Genomic DNA, 14,397 nt, shown 5'->3' with positions numbered 1-14,397 from the left:
GCGGCGAGGCCTTGCCATGCGAAGTGTTCCGATATATCGTTGACGCATCGCGACAGATCAACGATGGAATGGAGTGATTGCGATGCGTTCCCATGGATACGAGCGTGGACACGGCGGTGCCGGTCGTCAGGGCCGAGGTGGCTTCGAGGGTCGGCGTGGTGCCTTCGGGCCTTTCGGTCCGGGCGGTCCCGGTGGCCCCGGCTTCGGTGGCCCGGGCTTCGGTCCCGGACCCTGGGGGCCGAGGGGGCGGGGCGGACCCAGGGGGAGGGCGCGGCGCGGTGACGTGCGCGCCTCGATCCTGGCCCTGCTCAAGGACCGGCCGATGCACGGTTACGAGATGATCCAGGAGATCGCCGAGCGCAGCGGCGGGGCGTGGAAGCCCAGCCCCGGCTCGGTGTACCCCACCCTCCAGCTGCTGGAGGACGAGGGGCTGATCGCCAGCGAGACCGAGGGCGGCAAGAAGCTGTTCTCGCTCACCGAGTCGGGCCGTACCGCGGCCGACGAGGGCCCCGACGCGCCCTGGGAGGAAGCCTCCCGCGGCATCGACTTCGAGGCGCTCGGCGAGATCCGCCAGGCCGGCTTCGGCCTGATGGAAGCCTTCGGCCAGGTCTGGAAGACCGGCAACAAGGACCAGCGCGACAAGGCGGTGGCCGTCATCAACGAGGCCCGCAAGAAGCTGTACCTGATCCTCGCCGACGAGGACTGACCGAGGACCGTCAGAGGGCTCGCGGCGGAGTCGCAGAGGGCTCGCAGCGGTCGTACGGCAGTGAAATGGCGCCCCGTGGAGTGATCCGCGGGGCGCCTCTCGTCGTGCCTCAGGTGCTGCCCAGGTCAGGCCACCAGCCCGGCCAGCTTGCGCAGCGACTCGTTCAGCGCCGCCGTCCCCGAGTCCTTGAGCTTGCCCGCCATCAGCGACACCGCGGCGCCCGTGAACTCGCCGTCGATGCGGACCGTCGTCCCGTCGCCGTCCGGCGTCAGCGTGTAGCGCGTGGCCACGCTCACCGCCATCGGGCCCTTGCCCTGGATGGCGAACACCCGGGCCGGCGCCACCTCCGCGATGGTCCACTCGACCTCGGCGGGGAAGCCCATCAGCTTCATGTTCTCCTGGAACGTCCCGCCCACGGTCAGGGAATCGGGGCCGCCCTTGGGGAAGTTGGTGTGGGTCGCGTTCCACTCCCCGTACGCGGACCAGTCCGTGAGCTGGGCCCAGACCTTCTCCGCGGGTGCCGGGATGCGAGCCTCCGCGCTGATTTCCGCCATGCGGCCACCTCTTAGTGTCGGGCTGTGGTGTCGCGGAAAGTAGCCGCAGGGGTCGCAACATTCAATACTGATGAACCGTCAGGAAGTGTGCGCGTCCGCCCGGACGGACCGTATCCGCCTCAGCCGACCCGCCGTATCGTCGCCGCGTCGAACAGATCCCACGCGCGCGGGAACGCGCTCTCGTCGTGGCAGTGCCACGCCTCCCAGAACAGGTCGGCGAGCAGCGCGTCGTCCGGGGCGTACACCCGGTAGACGTACTGCTTGCCGTCGACGGCCGGCAGCGCGACCAGCCAGCTCCTGTCCTCCATGCCTGTGTGGGACGAACGGCATCACAGTGCGGTTGCGTGCGGGGCGCACGGCAAGGCGGCGCGCGCCCGCGAGGCCGAATCGGCTTGATCTCATCCGTAAGGAGGAGATTCCGGCGACCGGTGTCCGCTCTGCGTGGGACGCGAAAATGCTTCCCCTCGGGGATGACCCGCGTCGATGGGACTGATGGGGTGGGGGATGTGCACCCCCGTATCCCCCGGCAGTCGGCCCGCGATCAGGGCGGGCTCCCGCCGGTCAACCCCGACGACGATGCCAGGCTCAGCGCGGCACTGGCAGCGGTGGTGTCCGGCGCCCGCAGGCGCGCGCTGCGGGACGGGGACCGGCAGATCGACTCGGCGCACCTGCTGCACTCCCTGCTCGACGCCGACCCCGAGGCGTACGCCGTCTTCGAGGCGGAACCCCAACTGCCCCGGCTGCTCGGCTATCTCGTGCAGCGCAGCATCGGCTACGGACTGCGCTGGCAGGGCATCGTCGAGGACTCCGGTGCCGTGCCCGTGGTGCCGTCGGCCGAGGGGTTCTCGCCGCTCGCCGCGGGTGCCATGGAGTACGCCTGCGCCCGCGCGGACCACCGCGGCGACGGACCGGCCAGCGGGATCGACCTGCTCGCGGCGATCCTCGTGGACCCCGAGTCCCGTGCCGCCGAGGTGCTCGGCCGTGCCGGAATCGACGCCCGGGCGGTCTTCACGAGGATCGACGACCGGCTGCCGGGAGGCTTCCGGGGCGGCCAGCCCCGCAACGGCCGCTGAGGCTGCCCGATGGCCGGGGCGGCCCGGACCGCCCGGTCGCTCGCTCGGTCCAGTCGCTGAGACAGGAGTCAACGGGGATGACGCTCATGTCGTCCCCTGTCATCATGGCCCGGTGCATACGTCTGAGAGCAGTGAGGCAGGTCGTGGCAAGGGCTTCGGGCTCGGTCTCGCGTTGGTGTCCGCGCTCGCCTTCGGCGGGTCCGGGGTCGCGGCCAAGCCGTTGATCGAGGCGGGCCTCGATCCGCTGCACGTGGTGTGGCTGCGGGTGGCGGGCGCCGCCCTGGTGATGCTGCCGCTCGCCGTACGCCACCGCGCGCTGCTGCGCAGCCGTCCCGCCCTGCTCGCCGGGTTCGGTCTGCTCGGCGTGGCCGGGGTGCAGGCGTTCTACTTCGCCTCGATCTCCCGCATCCCCGTCGGCGTGGCCCTGCTCGTCGAGTACCTGGCCCCCGCGCTGGTGCTCGGCTGGGTGCGGTTCGTGCAGCGGCGGCCGGTGACCCGCGCCGCCGCGCTCGGGGTGGTCCTCGCGGTCGGCGGACTCGCCTGTGTCGTCGAGGTCTGGTCGGGCCTCAGCTTCGACGCCCTCGGCCTGCTCCTCGCGCTCGGCGCCGCCTGCTGCCAGGTCGGCTACTTCGTCCTCTCCGACCAGGGCAGCGACTCCGGCGAGCAGGCGCCCGACCCGCTGGGCGTGATCGCGTACGGCCTCCTCGTCGGCACCGCCGTCCTGACCGCCGTGGCCCACCCGTGGACGATAGACTTCTCCGTCCTCGCGCACAGCGCCGACATGAACGGCACCCCGGTCGCGGCCGGGCTGCTGCTCGGCTGGATCGTGCTCGTCGCGACCGTCGTCGCCTATGTCACCGGCGTGGTCTCGGTGCGCAGGCTCTCCCCGGCGATAGCCGGAGTCGTGGCCTGTCTCGAAGCGGTCGTCGCGACCGTCCTCGCCTGGGTCCTGCTCGGCGAACACCTCTCGGCCCCGCAGATCGTCGGCGGCGCGGTGGTCCTCCTCGGCGCCTTCATCGCGCAGTCCTCGACCCCGGCCAAGGGCTCGGTGGAACCGATCGCGACCGGCGGGGTCGAAAGGCTGTCCACCCGGGAGCCCGCCGCCTAGGGTCCGGGACCTGCGTACCCGAGCCCCCCGGACCTGCATACGCGGGTTCCCGGACCTGCGTACGCGCCCCTCCCGCCGAAGGACCCCTCGGTCAGCCCTGCCGGCGTCGCAGCAGGTGTTCGCGTGCCGCCGCGTCCCCCGGGGCGGCCCGGTCCGCGAGTCGGCCGGCGATCCGGTCCTGCACCTCGGCGGTGCGCTTCCCGGCGTACTTGAACTTGGCCCGCACACCGGTCACTTCGAGCCGCAGCCCGCGAATCCCCGACAACTTCCTGCCGTACGGCTCCTCGCCCACCGCCCCCCGCGCGGTGCCGCCCTCCGGCTGGAAGTGGCCGACCTGGCGGTTGAGGAGGTCCGCCTTCTCGGCCGGGTCGTCGACCAGGTGTGCCCGGCAACGGAGTTGGACCGCCGCGTAGAAACTCGTCGGCTCGCCGTTCTCGGTGGGAGCGCCCGGGTCGGCTTGCCAGGGGCCGGGGACGTAGACGTAGTCGTCGACCACGCTCAGCAGGACCTCGGGGTTCGCCTCCAGCGCGCCCCACAGGGGGTTCGGCCGCGCCAGGTGGGTGAGGGCCTCGCCGCGCTCGGGGTCGTAGAAGAAGTGCAGGGGCTGGACGAACGGCGGCTCGCCCGCGGGGCCGTTGACGGCGAGCTGCCCGAAGTCGTGGGCGGTGAGCCACTGTTGCCACTCGGCGTCGGAGCGAGGTGCGTCCCACGGGTGGATCAGCATCACAGGGCCGCCAGATACCCGGGGAGTTCGGTGCCGGGGGCCAGGTCTCCGTCGGCGACCGGGGTGCCGTAGCTCCTCCGCACGGGGACCACTCCGGCCCAGTGGGGGAGGGCGAGGTCCTCCGGCTCGTCGTTGACCCCGCCGGTGCGGAGCTTGGCGGAGACCTCGTCGAGGTCGAGGCGGATGACGGCGGTGGCGGCCAGTTCCTTCTTGTCGGCCGGGCGGGAGTCGAGGGCGCGGCCCGGGACGACGTTGTCGACCAGGGCGTCCAGGGCGAGGCGCTTCTCCTCGGGGTCCGTGACGTCGTACGCGAGCCCGTGCACCACCACGGACCGGTAGTTGATCGAGTGGTGGAACGCCGAGCGGGCCAGGATCAGCGCGTCGACGTGCGTGACCGTCAGGCACACCGGCAGCCCGGGGTCCGCCTTGCCCGTCATCCGCAGCGGGCGCGAGCCCGTCGAGCCGTGGACGTAGAGGCGCTCGCCCACCCGGGCGTACAGCGTGGGCAGCACCACCGGGCTGTCGTCCCGGACGAAGCCGAGGTGGCAGACGTACCCCTCGTCGAGTATCGAGTGCACCAGTTCCCTGTCGTACGAGGCCCGGTCGGCGGAGCGCGTCGGGACGGTGCGGTCGGTCGGCGCGTAGGCGGTCGGCTCCGGGGTGGTCGTGGTGGTCCCCTGCATTGCGTCCTCCATTGCACTAGTGCATAATCATCTTTGTGCTAGAAGGATATCGGATCGAAGGTCGAGGCGCAGCTGAGATTGCGGCCAGCGTCGAGCGTGCGGTGGGCGCCGGGGAGCTGGAGCCGGGGCAACTGCTGCCTCCCATGCGGGAGTTGGCGGGGGATCTCGGTGTGAATCCCAATACGGTCGCGGCCGCGTACCGCATCCTGCGCGAGCGCGGGGTCATCGAGACAGCGGGGCGCCGGGGCAGCCGGGTGCGTTCGAAGCCGGCGACCACGGGACGCGAGTACCTCCGCGTGGAGGTCCCGGAGGGGGTGCGGAACGTGGCGAACGGCAACCCGGACCCGGCCCTGCTGCCCCGGCTCGGCCCCGCCTTCGCGGCCGCCGCCGAGCGGGCGGACCGGGAGCCGGTCCTGTACGGACAGGCGACCGTGGACCCGGAGCTGGCCCGCCTCGCGCGCGCTGCTCTTGACGCGGACGGCGTGCCGGAGGGCCCGCTGGCCGTCGCCTCCGGCTCCCTCGACGTCATCGAGCGCGTCCTGGCCGCCCATCTCAAGCCGGGCGACACCGTCGCCGTGGAGGACCCCGGCTGGGGCAGCCTCCTCGACCTGATCCCGGCACTCGGCCTCCGTACCGCCCCGGTGGGCGTGGACGACGAGGGCCCGCGCCCCGAGGAGGTGCGCCGGGCGCTGGAGTCGGGCGCCCGGGCGCTGATCGTGACGTGCCGCGCCCAGAACCCGACGGGCGCCTCGGTGACCGCCACGCGCGCGCGTGCCCTCCGCGCGGTTCTGGAGAGCCACCCGGACACCCTCCTGATCGAGGACGACCACGGCCACGGCATCGTCGAACTCCCCCTGCATTCCCTCGCCGCCACCACCCTGAACTGGGCCTTCGTCCGCTCGGTCGCCAAGGCCTACGGCCCCGACCTGCGCCTCGCGGTCCTCACCGGCGACGAGGTGACCGTCGACCGCGTCCACGGCCGGCACCGCCTCGGCCCCGGCTGGGTCAGCCGCATCACACAGCGGGCGGTGGCGTACCTGTGGGCGGACGGCGTGCTCGACACGGCCGCCGTGGCGGCGACCTACCGCAGGCGCCGGGACGGGCTGATCGCGGCGCTGGCGGAGCGCGGGGTCGAGGCCCACGGGCGCAGCGGCCTCAACGTCTGGGTCCCGGTCCCGGACGAGACGGGGGCGGTGTCCCGGCTCCTGCACGTGGACTGGGCGGTGGCTCCGGGTGCCCGCTTCAGGATGAGCGCCCCGCAGGGTATCCGGGTGACCGTGGCGGCCCTGAAGGAGGCCGAGGTGATTCCCCTGGCGGACGTGATCGCGGCAGCCGCGGGACCGGCGCCGACCCGGAACTACGTGTAGACAGATCTCGTAGCACGGATGGGTTTCGGGGCGGGGCATCTCGTAGTGTCGCTTACATGTTGAACCTGGAGCGGCTGCGCACCCTCGATGCCCTCGCCCGGCACGGCTCGGTGAGCGGTGCCGCCGAGGCGCTGCACATCACGACCTCGGCCGTCTCGCAGCAGATGGCCAAGCTGGAGCGGGAGGTCGGCCAGCGGCTCCTCGCCAAGAACGGCCGGGGCGTGCGGCTCACGGACGCCGGCCGGCTGCTCGCCGAGCACGCGGCCCGCATCCTGTCCCAGGTCGAGCTGGCCCAGTCCGACCTGGAGGCCCAACGCGGCCAGGTGGTGGGGGAGTTGCGGATCGCGGCCTTCCCGACGGCCGCGCGGGGGCTGTTCCCGGCCGCGCTCTCGGGGCTGCGCACCCGGCATCCGGGGCTGCGCATCTGCTCGTGCGAGACGGAGCCGGAGGCCGCCGTCCACGGAGTGCTCCGCGGCGACTACGACCTCGCCGTCGTCCTGGACTGGTACAACAAGCCGCTGCCCATGCCCGACGGACTGGCCAGGGCGCCCCTCGCCGACGACACGGCCGACGTGGCGATGCCCGCGACCCACCGCCACGCGCACCGGGACGTGGTCGACCTGGAGGACTTCGCCGACGAAGACTGGGTCACCTGGGGAGAGAAGGAGTTCTGCCACGAGTGGCTGATGCACACCCTGCGCTCCAAGGGCATCGAACCCCGGGTCGCCCACCGCGCGGAGGAGCACGCCACCCAACTCGCCCTCGTCGCCGCGGGACTCGGCGTGTGCGTGGCGCCCCGGCTCGGCCGCGGCCCGGTCCCGGACGGCGTGCGGACCGTCCCCGTACGGCAGCCGGTCCGCCGCCACCTCCACGCGGTGTGGCGCACGGACGCCGACCGCCGCCCGTCGATCCGGGCGGCGGTCGAGGCGCTGAAGTCGGCCGCACGGCAGGCCGGTTGACTCAGGCGGACCCCAGCTTGCGGAAGTCCCACGAGACGATCTTCTCCGGGGTCAGTCGTATCCAGGCGTGTCTTCCGTCGTGCGGCATCTCCTCCAGATGGAAGTTCTTGCGCGCGAACAGCGTTTCCGGCACGTCGAGTTCGGCGCGCAGCTCGCCGGTGCGCGGAGCCTCGCCCACGAACTCCACGGCCCCGGACAGCTCGACGCCGCGCAGTTCGTCGTACTCCTCGCCCGTGTCGACCACGATCGCGACCCGCGGATCGCGCCGCAGATCCGTCCAGCGCTTGCTGCGCACGACGGAGTACAGCCACATCGAGGTGCCGTCCCAGGCGAACCAGAGCGTGCTCACATGCGGAGCCCCGCCGGCCGAGACGGTGGCGACCCGGCAGGTGCGCTGGCTGGTGAGGAACTCGTCCAGCTCGCCCGGCGTCATCATGATCTTCCGGCCCCGGCGCTGAGTGACGGTCATGCATCCCCCTCTTTCTCTCACGTCGTGTCAGAGGAGATCCTCTGACATCACGTCAGAAAAGGATGGGTCGTCTTCCGTCCCCACGCAATGGTGGCTACTGTCACCGGCTCCGGGCCACCGGCGACTTGGGGGAACCGTGCCGTCGTACGAACGACTCAGCGAGCTGCTCGACCCCGAGGGCACCGTCCTGCTCACCGTCGAGTGCCAGCAGGGCGTCGTCGGCGCCGACAGCGCGCTGCCCGAACTCGCCCGCGAGGCAAGGGCCTCGGGCGCTCTCGCCAACGTCGCCCGGCTGGTCGCGGGCGCCCACGAGAGCGGGGTGCAGGTGATCCACGCCATCGCCGAACGCCGTCCGGACGGGCGCGGCGCCAACCGCAACGCCCGGCTCTTCCGCGCCGCCGAACGCCTGCCCGTCCAGCAGCTGTCCGGCACCGCCGCGGTCCGGGTGGCCGCGCCCATCGAGGTCACCGAGCAGGACTTCGTCGTACGACGGCTGCACGGCCTGTCGCCGATCCACGGCACCGAGGTCGACGCCCTGCTGCGCAACCTCGGCTGCCGCACGCTGGTCGTGACCGGGGTCTCCGCCAACGTGGCCGTGCCCAACGCCGTGTTCGACGCCGTGAACCGCGGCTACACCGCCGTGGTGGCGACGGACGCGGTCGCCGGGGTGCCGTCCGAGTACACCCCGGCGATGATCCGTCACACGCTCGCGCTCGTCGCCACCCTCGCGACCACGGACGAGGTCCTGGCCTGTCTCAGGAGACCCCGCCGACCGGGCCGCGCCTGACATCTCACGCCAAGGTGATCGAGTCGCCGCTGACGGTGATGGACTGCTCGGGCAGCGCCTGGGTCGCGGGCCCCTTCTTCACGCTGCCGTCGGTCACCGAGAACTCGCTCTTGTGACACGGGCACGTGATCACGCCGTTGGCGATCCCCGTCACCGCGCAGCCCTGGTGGGTGCACTTCGAGGAGAACGCCTTGAACTCGCCCGCCGTCGGCTGGGTGACCACCACACCGGAGTCCTTGAAGATCTTGCCGCCGCCCTCGGGGATGTCCGAGGTCTTCCCGAGGACGCTGCCGGCGGCGGACGACGAACCGGAGTCGTCCTCCGAACCGCACGCGTTCAGCGTGAGGGCGAGCCCTGCCGCGCCGACCGCCGCCACGACGACCCGGCGACTGGGGGCCGATGCGGGATGAAGCGATTCGCTGGCCATGCTGACGTCCCCTTCCACGGAAAATCTCTGACTGCCCTGAGGTACGGGCCCGGAGCGCCCGGTGTTCAGTCACCCCCCAGTAGCCTGGGGCGATGCTCAAGGAAGCCATCGCGACCCGCTACATCACGCCCCTGCGTGAGGGCGGCTCGCTGCCGGGCCTCGTCGAGGCCGACGACCGCGGGACGTACGTCATCAAGTTCACCGGCGCCGGACAGGGCCGCAAGACGCTGGTCGCCGAGGTGGTGGCCGGTGAACTCGCCCGGCGGCTCGGCTTCCGGGTGCCCCGGCTCCTCACCCTCGACCTCGACTCCGACCTGGGTCTCGGCGAGCCCGACGAGCGGGTGCAGGAGCTGCTGAGGTCCAGCGGCGGCACCAACCTCGGCATGGACTTCCTCTCCGGAGCGCTCGGCTTCGACCCGCTCGCCTTCTCGGTCGGCCCAGAGGAAGCCGGCCGGATCGTCTGGTTCGACGCGCTGGTCAACAACGTCGACCGCTCCTGGCGCAACCCCAACCTGCTGCGCTGGCAGGGCGAGGTGTGGCTCATCGACCACGGCGCCACCATGATCTGGCACCACAACTGGCCCGGCGCCGAGAAGTCCGCGGCCCGCCCCTACGACGCCTCGGACCACGTCCTCGCCCCCTTCGCGCCGGACATCGCGGCGGCCGCCGCCGAACTGGCCCCGCTGGTCACCGAGGACCTCCTCACCGAGGTCACCGCGGAGATCCCCCACGTCTGGCTGGCCGACGAGCCCGGCTTCGACACCCCGGACGAGCTGAGAGAGGCCTACGCCCGCCCCCTGCTCCAGCGGGCGCCCGCCGTCCACGACCGCATCACCGGAATCGAGGGGGACAAGTGAGCGAGCGACACATCCACATGGCCGGCAGTGTGGTCGAGCGCCATGTCATCCGGGGCGGCCGGAGCACCGAGCGGGACGTCTTCGAGTACGCCCTGCTGCGGGTCGTCCCCCGGATCGAGCGCGGCGAGTGCATCAACGCCGGAGTGCTCGTCTACTGCCGTGCCAAGTCCTACGTCGGGGTGCGCACCCATCTCGACGAGGCCCGGCTGCGGGCGCTCGACCCGGCCGCCGACGTGGCCGGGGTGCGGGCCGCGCTCCGGGCCGTCGAGGGGATCTGCGCCGGCGGCGAGGCGGCGGGACCTGCCGCGCGCGACGACGCCGGACGGCGCTTCCGCTGGCTGATCGCGCCCCGCTCCACCGTCGTCCAGCCGGGCCCCGTGCACACCGGTCTCACCACCGATCCGGCCGCCGAACCCGAGCGCCTGCTCGACCTGCTGGTGAGGTAATGGATCACACCGGAGCCGTGTGGCGTTGACACCGCGTGCCATGGCTTCTAGCGTCACGTCTACTGAAGGTACTAAGCGGTTGCTCACCCAACGGGCCGTACTTTCGCAGGCGATTCCCCAGGGCGTTTTCTCGAGGGCGAGGAGAACCAGCAATGTCCACCACTGAGCAGCGGGTAGCCGTGGTCACCGGTGCCGCACGCGGCATCGGCGCCGCCACCGCCGTACGACTGGCGGCCGAGGGCCGTGCCGGCGCCGTGATCGACCTCGACGAGGCCGCCTGCAAGGACACCGTGGAGAAGATCACCGCGGCCGGCGGCCGGGCGATCGCGGTCGGCGCGGACGTCTCCGACGAGGCCCAGGTGCAGGCCGCCGTCGCACGCGTGGTCGAGGAGCTCGGCGCGCCGACGATCCTCGTCAACAACGCGGGCGTGCTCCGCGACAACCTGCTGTTCAAGATGAGCGTCTCCGACTGGGACACCGTCCTCAACGTCCACCTGCGCGGCTCCTTCCTGATGACGAAGGCCGTCCAGAAGCACATGGTCGACGCCGGCTTCGGCCGCGTGGTCAACCTGTCCTCGTCCTCGGCGCTCGGCAACCGCGGCCAGGCCAACTACTCCGCCGCCAAGGCCGGTCTCCAGGGCTTCACCAAGACCCTCGCCATCGAGCTCGGCAAGTTCGGCATCACCGCCAACGCCGTCGCCCCCGGCTTCATCGCCACCGACATGACCGCCGCCACCGCCGAGCGCGTCGGTATGGGCTTCGAGGAGTTCAAGGCCGCCGCCGCCACCCAGATCCCGGTCGCGCGCGTGGGCGAGCCCGACGACATCGCCAACGCCATCGCCTTCTTCACCGGCGAGGCGGCCGGATTCGTCTCCGGCCAGGTGCTGTACGTCGCCGGCGGACCGCTCGACTAGGGAAACAGGAACATGACTTCGCAACTCCCCGAGCTCTCGGGCAAGGTCGCGCTCATCACGGGCGCCAGCCGCGGCATCGGCTACGGCGTCGCCGAGGCGCTGATCGCGCGCGGCGACCGGGTCGTCATCACCGGCCGCAACGAGGACGCCCTCAAGGAGGCCGTCGACGCGCTCGGCGCCGAGCGCGCCATCGGTGTCGCCGGCAAGGCGCACGACCTGGACCACCAGACCGAGGTCGTCGACCGCGCCATGGAGGCCTTCGGCCGCATCGACTTCCTGGTCAACAACGCCGGTACCAACCCGGTGTTCGGGCCGATCGCCGACCTCGACCTCAATGTGGCCCGCAAGGTCTTCGAGACCAACGTGATCTCCGCGCTCGGCTTCGCGCAGAAGACCTGGCACGCCTGGCAGAAGGACAACGGCGGCGCGATCGTCAACATCGCCTCCGTCGCGGGCATCGCGCCCTCGCCCTTCATCGCCGCCTACGGCGTCAGCAAGGCCGCGCTGATCAACCTCACCCAGCAGCTCGCGCACGAGTTCGCGCCGGGCGTGCGGGTCAACGCGATCGCCCCGGCGGTCGTCAAGACCAAGTTCGCCTCCGCCCTGTACGAGGGCCGCGAGGCCGAGGCCGCCGCGTCCTACCCGCTGGCCAGGCTGGGCGTGCCCTCCGACATCGGCGGCGCCGCGGCCTTCCTGACCTCGGAGCAGTCCGACTGGGTCACCGGCCAGACGCTCGTCGTCGACGGCGGCATCTTCCTCAACGCCGGCGTGGGCTGAGCCCGCTCGCACCGACACGGGCGCCCGTTGACAGCGACGGCGCCCGTGTCGACGCACAAATCCCCGCATAGGCGGAAGACAGCCACATCACAGGCGCGATGATCAAGGCGCCTGTGAACGAACAGGTTCGGTGGGCCAGGCGCTGCGGTATGTTTTGCCGACTCTCGGCACGGCATTCGAGGAGCAAGCGCGTGTTCATGCGGAACCGGTACCTGCCGCCCTTCGCGGCCCTCGTGTCCATCTCCACGGTGGCCGGATGCGGTGTGTTCTCCTCGGACTCCTCCGACGAAGGCAAGACGATCGTCGTGGGAACCACCAGTGCCCCGGCCACGCTGGACCCCGCGGCCTCCTGGGACAACTCCTGGGAGCTGTTCCGCAACGTCTACCAGACGCTCCTCAACTACTCGCCCGGTGGCTCCGATCCCGAACCCGACGCCGCCGAGCGCTGTGAGTTCACGGACTCGTCGAGCACCGTGTACAGCTGCACGCTGCGCGAGGGCCTGAAGTTCTCCAACGGGCACACCCTGGACGCCAAGGCCGTCAAGTACTCCTTCGACCGGATCAAGAAGATCAACGTCAACGGCGGCCCCGCCGGCCTCCTGGGAACCCTCTCCCGGGTGCAGGCCAAGGGCGACCGCGAGGTCGTCTTCCACCTCAGCCAGCCCGACGCCACCTTCCCCCTGGTGCTCACCACGCCCGCCATGTCGATCGTGGACCCCGAGGAGTACTCCGCGAAGGCCATCCGCAAGGACGGGAAGATCAGCGGCTCGGGACCCTACGCCCTCGACTCCTACCAGGAGGGCGAGAAGGCCGAGCTGGTCCGCAACGACAACTACAAGGGCATAGCGGACCTCAAGAACAAGGCCGTCACCATCCGCTACTTCCAGCAGTCGGACGCCATGGTCAAGGCCCTCAAGAAGAAGGAGATCTCGGTCGTCTACCGCGGTCTCGGCGCCTCGGACACTGTGGACATCGAGGTCAACCAGCAGAAGGAGGGGCTCCAACTCGTCGAGAACCCCACCACCGAGATCAGCTACCTGGTGTTCAACCCCAGCGACCCGTGGTCCGCGAAGCCCGCGGTCCGCAAGGCCGTCGCCCAGATCGTCGACCGCCCGGCGCTCGTGCACTACGTCTACAAGGACACCGTCGAGCCGCTGTACTCGATGGTCCCGGCCGGACTCACCGGCCACACCACGAGCTTCTTCGACGACTTCGGCGACCCCAGCGTCCCCAAGGCCAAGCGGCTGCTCACCCAGGCCGGCATCACCGAGCGCGTCCCGCTGACCCTCTGGTACACCAGCGACCGCTACGGCTCCACGACCAAGCCCGCCTTCGAGGAGCTGAAGAAGCAGCTGGAGGCGTCCGGGCTGTTCACCATCACCCTCAAGAGCCGCCCCTGGAAGACCTACGTCGAGGGCTACCAGAACGGCGAGTACCCGGTGTTCGGGCGCGGCTGGTTCCCCGACTTCCACGACGCCGACAACTTCATCGCACCCTTCGTGGGCGAGCAGAACGCGCTCGGCACCCCGTACGACGCCCCCGAGATCACCGCCAAGCTGCTGCCGGAGTCCCGCGCGGAGAGCGACCGCGGCGCCGTGGGACCGCAGATCGAGGAGGCCCAGCAGGTCTTCGCGGACGACACCCGGCTGGTGCCGCTGTGGCAGGGCAAGCAGTACGTGGCCGCGAACGAGGAGATCGCCGGCCTGGAGAAGGTCATCGACCCGGCGACCATGATGACGATGTGGGAGCTGTACTGGAAGACCAGCTGGTAGATCCCGGACTCCGGGACGGGCGCGGCGACTGTCAGTGGTCGCCTGTAGGTTCTGAAGCCTGCAAGTGACCGCACATCGTGAGGAATTGACGTGACCGACATCGCCATGCTGCCCGAGTCCTGGCGCGGGGTTCTGGGTGACGAGCTCCAGCAGCCGTACTTCAAGGAGCTGACGGAGTTCGTCGAGGACGAGCGGGCGAAGGGTCCCGTCTACCCGCCGCGCGACGAGGTCTTCGCCGCCCTCGACGCGACCCCGTACGACCAGGTCAAGGTCCTGATCCTCGGCCAGGACCCGTACCACGGCGAGGGCCAGGGACACGGCCTGTGCTTCTCGGTCCGCCCGGGCGTCAGGACACCGCCCTCCCTCCGGAACATCTACAAGGAGATGAAGGAGGAGCTGGGCACCGAGATCCCGGACAACGGCTACCTCATGCCGTGGGCCCAGCAGGGCGTCCTGCTGCTCAACGCGGTGCTCACGGTCCGCTCCGGCGAGGCCAACTCCCACAAGGGCAAGGGCTGGGAGAAGTTCACCGACGCGGTGATCCGCGCGGTGGCCGAGCGCTCCGACCCGGCCGTCTTCGTACTGTGGGGCAACTACGCGCAGAAGAAGCTCCCCCTGATCGACGAGTCCCGGCACGTGGTGGTCAAGGGCGCGCACCCCTCCCCGCTGTCCGCGAAGAAGTTCTTCGGCTCCCGCCCCTTCACCCAGATCGACGAAGCGGTCGCCCGGCAGGGCCACGAGCCCATCGACTGGACGATCCCGAACCTCGGCTGA

At 71.0% G+C, this 14,397-nt stretch carries 18 protein-coding genes; 12 read left to right on the top strand and 6 right to left on the bottom strand.

Translation table 11 applies throughout. The features are described 5' to 3' along the window. The first annotated feature begins 82 nt into the window (after window positions 1-82). On the top strand, window positions 83-706 hold the full coding sequence (locus G3I78_RS19435) for a PadR family transcriptional regulator (protein ID WP_164426138.1): 624 nt from the start codon (window positions 83-85) through the stop codon (window positions 704-706). A 125-nt stretch (window positions 707-831) separates the two neighbouring features. Here G3I78_RS19435 and G3I78_RS19430 read toward each other — a convergent pair whose 3' ends face one another. Both G3I78_RS19430 and G3I78_RS19425 read right to left on the bottom strand, forming a co-directional pair. Continuing rightward, window positions 832-1,260 carry an SRPBCC family protein gene (locus tag G3I78_RS19430; protein ID WP_164426136.1) on the bottom strand — a complete coding sequence of 143 codons (429 nt, stop codon included), beginning with the start codon at window positions 1,258-1,260 and terminating at the stop codon, window positions 832-834. A gap of 119 nt (window positions 1,261-1,379) precedes the next feature. After that, on the bottom strand, window positions 1,380-1,568 hold the full coding sequence (locus tag G3I78_RS19425) for a hypothetical protein (protein WP_164426134.1): 189 nt from the start codon (window positions 1,566-1,568) through the stop codon (window positions 1,380-1,382). A gap of 198 nt (window positions 1,569-1,766) precedes the next feature. Here G3I78_RS19425 and G3I78_RS19420 point away from each other — a divergent pair, with 198 nt between their 5' ends. Together G3I78_RS19420 and G3I78_RS19415 are read left to right on the top strand one after the other, a co-directional pair. Then, window positions 1,767-2,333, top strand: coding sequence for a Clp protease N-terminal domain-containing protein (locus G3I78_RS19420; RefSeq protein WP_343243801.1), 567 nt, complete (start codon window positions 1,767-1,769; stop codon window positions 2,331-2,333). A gap of 112 nt (window positions 2,334-2,445) precedes the next feature. Then, on the top strand, window positions 2,446-3,441 hold the full coding sequence (locus tag G3I78_RS19415; protein WP_164426131.1) for a DMT family transporter: 996 nt from the start codon (window positions 2,446-2,448) through the stop codon (window positions 3,439-3,441). Window positions 3,442-3,532: 91 nt separating this feature from the next. On the opposite strand, the gene G3I78_RS19410 is transcribed toward G3I78_RS19415, so the two are convergent. Both G3I78_RS19410 and G3I78_RS19405 read right to left on the bottom strand, forming a co-directional pair. Beyond that, window positions 3,533-4,165, bottom strand: coding sequence for an FMN-binding negative transcriptional regulator (locus G3I78_RS19410; protein WP_164426129.1), 633 nt, complete (start codon window positions 4,163-4,165; stop codon window positions 3,533-3,535). Then, window positions 4,165-4,848, bottom strand: a complete 684-nt coding sequence (locus G3I78_RS19405) for a pyridoxamine 5'-phosphate oxidase family protein (RefSeq protein WP_164426127.1) — start codon at window positions 4,846-4,848, stop codon at window positions 4,165-4,167. The genes G3I78_RS19410 and G3I78_RS19405 overlap by 1 nt, the downstream gene beginning before the upstream one ends. A 35-nt stretch (window positions 4,849-4,883) precedes the next feature. On the opposite strand from G3I78_RS19405, the gene G3I78_RS19400 reads away from it, so the two are divergent. Together G3I78_RS19400 and G3I78_RS19395 are read left to right on the top strand one after the other, a co-directional pair. Further along, window positions 4,884-6,215, top strand: a complete 1,332-nt coding sequence (locus G3I78_RS19400; protein WP_164426125.1) for an aminotransferase class I/II-fold pyridoxal phosphate-dependent enzyme — start codon at window positions 4,884-4,886, stop codon at window positions 6,213-6,215. 56 nt (window positions 6,216-6,271) lie between these two features. Further along, window positions 6,272-7,174, top strand: a complete 903-nt coding sequence (locus G3I78_RS19395) for a LysR family transcriptional regulator (RefSeq protein WP_164426123.1) — start codon at window positions 6,272-6,274, stop codon at window positions 7,172-7,174. A gap of 1 nt (window position 7,175) precedes the next feature. Here G3I78_RS19395 and G3I78_RS19390 read toward each other — a convergent pair whose 3' ends face one another. Continuing rightward, window positions 7,176-7,643, bottom strand: a complete 468-nt coding sequence (locus G3I78_RS19390; protein WP_164426121.1) for a pyridoxamine 5'-phosphate oxidase family protein — start codon at window positions 7,641-7,643, stop codon at window positions 7,176-7,178. Between the two features lie 136 nt (window positions 7,644-7,779). On the opposite strand from G3I78_RS19390, the gene G3I78_RS19385 reads away from it, so the two are divergent. Further along, complete coding sequence (locus tag G3I78_RS19385) at window positions 7,780-8,430, top strand: cysteine hydrolase (RefSeq protein ID WP_164426119.1); 651 nt, start codon at window positions 7,780-7,782, stop codon at window positions 8,428-8,430. 4 nt (window positions 8,431-8,434) lie between these two features. Here the strand turns inward: G3I78_RS19385 and G3I78_RS19380 are convergent, their stop codons facing one another. After that, window positions 8,435-8,857: a Rieske (2Fe-2S) protein gene (locus G3I78_RS19380; RefSeq protein ID WP_164426117.1), complete on the bottom strand. Its 423-nt coding sequence runs from the start codon at window positions 8,855-8,857 to the stop codon at window positions 8,435-8,437. 92 nt (window positions 8,858-8,949) lie between these two features. On the opposite strand from G3I78_RS19380, the gene G3I78_RS19375 reads away from it, so the two are divergent. The 6 genes from G3I78_RS19375 to ung all read left to right on the top strand — a co-directional run bounded on the left by G3I78_RS19375 (window position 8,950) and on the right by ung (window position 14,397). Continuing rightward, window positions 8,950-9,714, top strand: coding sequence for a HipA family kinase (locus tag G3I78_RS19375; RefSeq protein WP_164426115.1), 765 nt, complete (start codon window positions 8,950-8,952; stop codon window positions 9,712-9,714). Beyond that, a complete protein-coding gene (locus G3I78_RS19370; protein WP_164426112.1) occupies window positions 9,711-10,160 on the top strand; it encodes a DUF3037 domain-containing protein in 450 nt (149 codons plus the stop codon). Before G3I78_RS19375 ends, G3I78_RS19370 begins: the two co-directional genes overlap by 4 nt. Window positions 10,161-10,312: 152 nt before the next feature. Then, entirely contained in the window at window positions 10,313-11,074 is a 762-nt protein-coding gene (fabG, locus tag G3I78_RS19365; protein WP_164426110.1) for a 3-oxoacyl-ACP reductase FabG, read from the top strand. Window positions 11,075-11,086: 12 nt separating this feature from the next. Then, window positions 11,087-11,851 (top strand): SDR family oxidoreductase, encoded by a 765-nt coding sequence (locus G3I78_RS19360; protein WP_164426108.1) that lies wholly within the window; start codon window positions 11,087-11,089, stop codon window positions 11,849-11,851. Between the two features lie 191 nt (window positions 11,852-12,042). Beyond that, a complete protein-coding gene (locus G3I78_RS19355) occupies window positions 12,043-13,623 on the top strand; it encodes an ABC transporter substrate-binding protein (RefSeq protein ID WP_164426106.1) in 1,581 nt (526 codons plus the stop codon). A 90-nt stretch (window positions 13,624-13,713) separates the two neighbouring features. Beyond that, window positions 13,714-14,397 (top strand): uracil-DNA glycosylase, encoded by a 684-nt coding sequence (gene ung / locus G3I78_RS19350; protein ID WP_164426104.1) that lies wholly within the window; start codon window positions 13,714-13,716, stop codon window positions 14,395-14,397.

It is taken from the genome of Streptomyces sp. SID13726 (assembly GCF_010548375.1).
GTDB lineage: Bacteria > Actinomycetota > Actinomycetes > Streptomycetales > Streptomycetaceae > Streptomyces.
Note: the sequence above shows the minus strand (reverse complement) of the source record. Positions and strands in the feature narration are given on the sequence as shown.

Coding starts and splice junctions, on each gene's coding strand:
- G3I78_RS19435 (WP_164426138.1), top strand. CDS start 83: ATGCGTTCCCATGGATACGAGCGTGGACACGGCGGTGCCGGTCGTCAG.
- G3I78_RS19430 (WP_164426136.1), bottom strand. CDS start 1,260: ATGGCGGAAATCAGCGCGGAGGCTCGCATCCCGGCACCCGCGGAGAAG.
- G3I78_RS19425 (WP_164426134.1), bottom strand. CDS start 1,568: ATGGAGGACAGGAGCTGGCTGGTCGCGCTGCCGGCCGTCGACGGCAAG.
- G3I78_RS19410 (WP_164426129.1), bottom strand. CDS start 4,165: ATGCTGATCCACCCGTGGGACGCACCTCGCTCCGACGCCGAGTGGCAA.
- G3I78_RS19405 (WP_164426127.1), bottom strand. CDS start 4,848: ATGCAGGGGACCACCACGACCACCCCGGAGCCGACCGCCTACGCGCCG.
- G3I78_RS19395 (WP_164426123.1), top strand. CDS start 6,272: ATGTTGAACCTGGAGCGGCTGCGCACCCTCGATGCCCTCGCCCGGCAC.
- G3I78_RS19390 (WP_164426121.1), bottom strand. CDS start 7,643: ATGACCGTCACTCAGCGCCGGGGCCGGAAGATCATGATGACGCCGGGC.
- G3I78_RS19380 (WP_164426117.1), bottom strand. CDS start 8,857: ATGGCCAGCGAATCGCTTCATCCCGCATCGGCCCCCAGTCGCCGGGTC.
- G3I78_RS19375 (WP_164426115.1), top strand. CDS start 8,950: ATGCTCAAGGAAGCCATCGCGACCCGCTACATCACGCCCCTGCGTGAG.
- fabG (WP_164426110.1), top strand. CDS start 10,313: ATGTCCACCACTGAGCAGCGGGTAGCCGTGGTCACCGGTGCCGCACGC.
- G3I78_RS19360 (WP_164426108.1), top strand. CDS start 11,087: ATGACTTCGCAACTCCCCGAGCTCTCGGGCAAGGTCGCGCTCATCACG.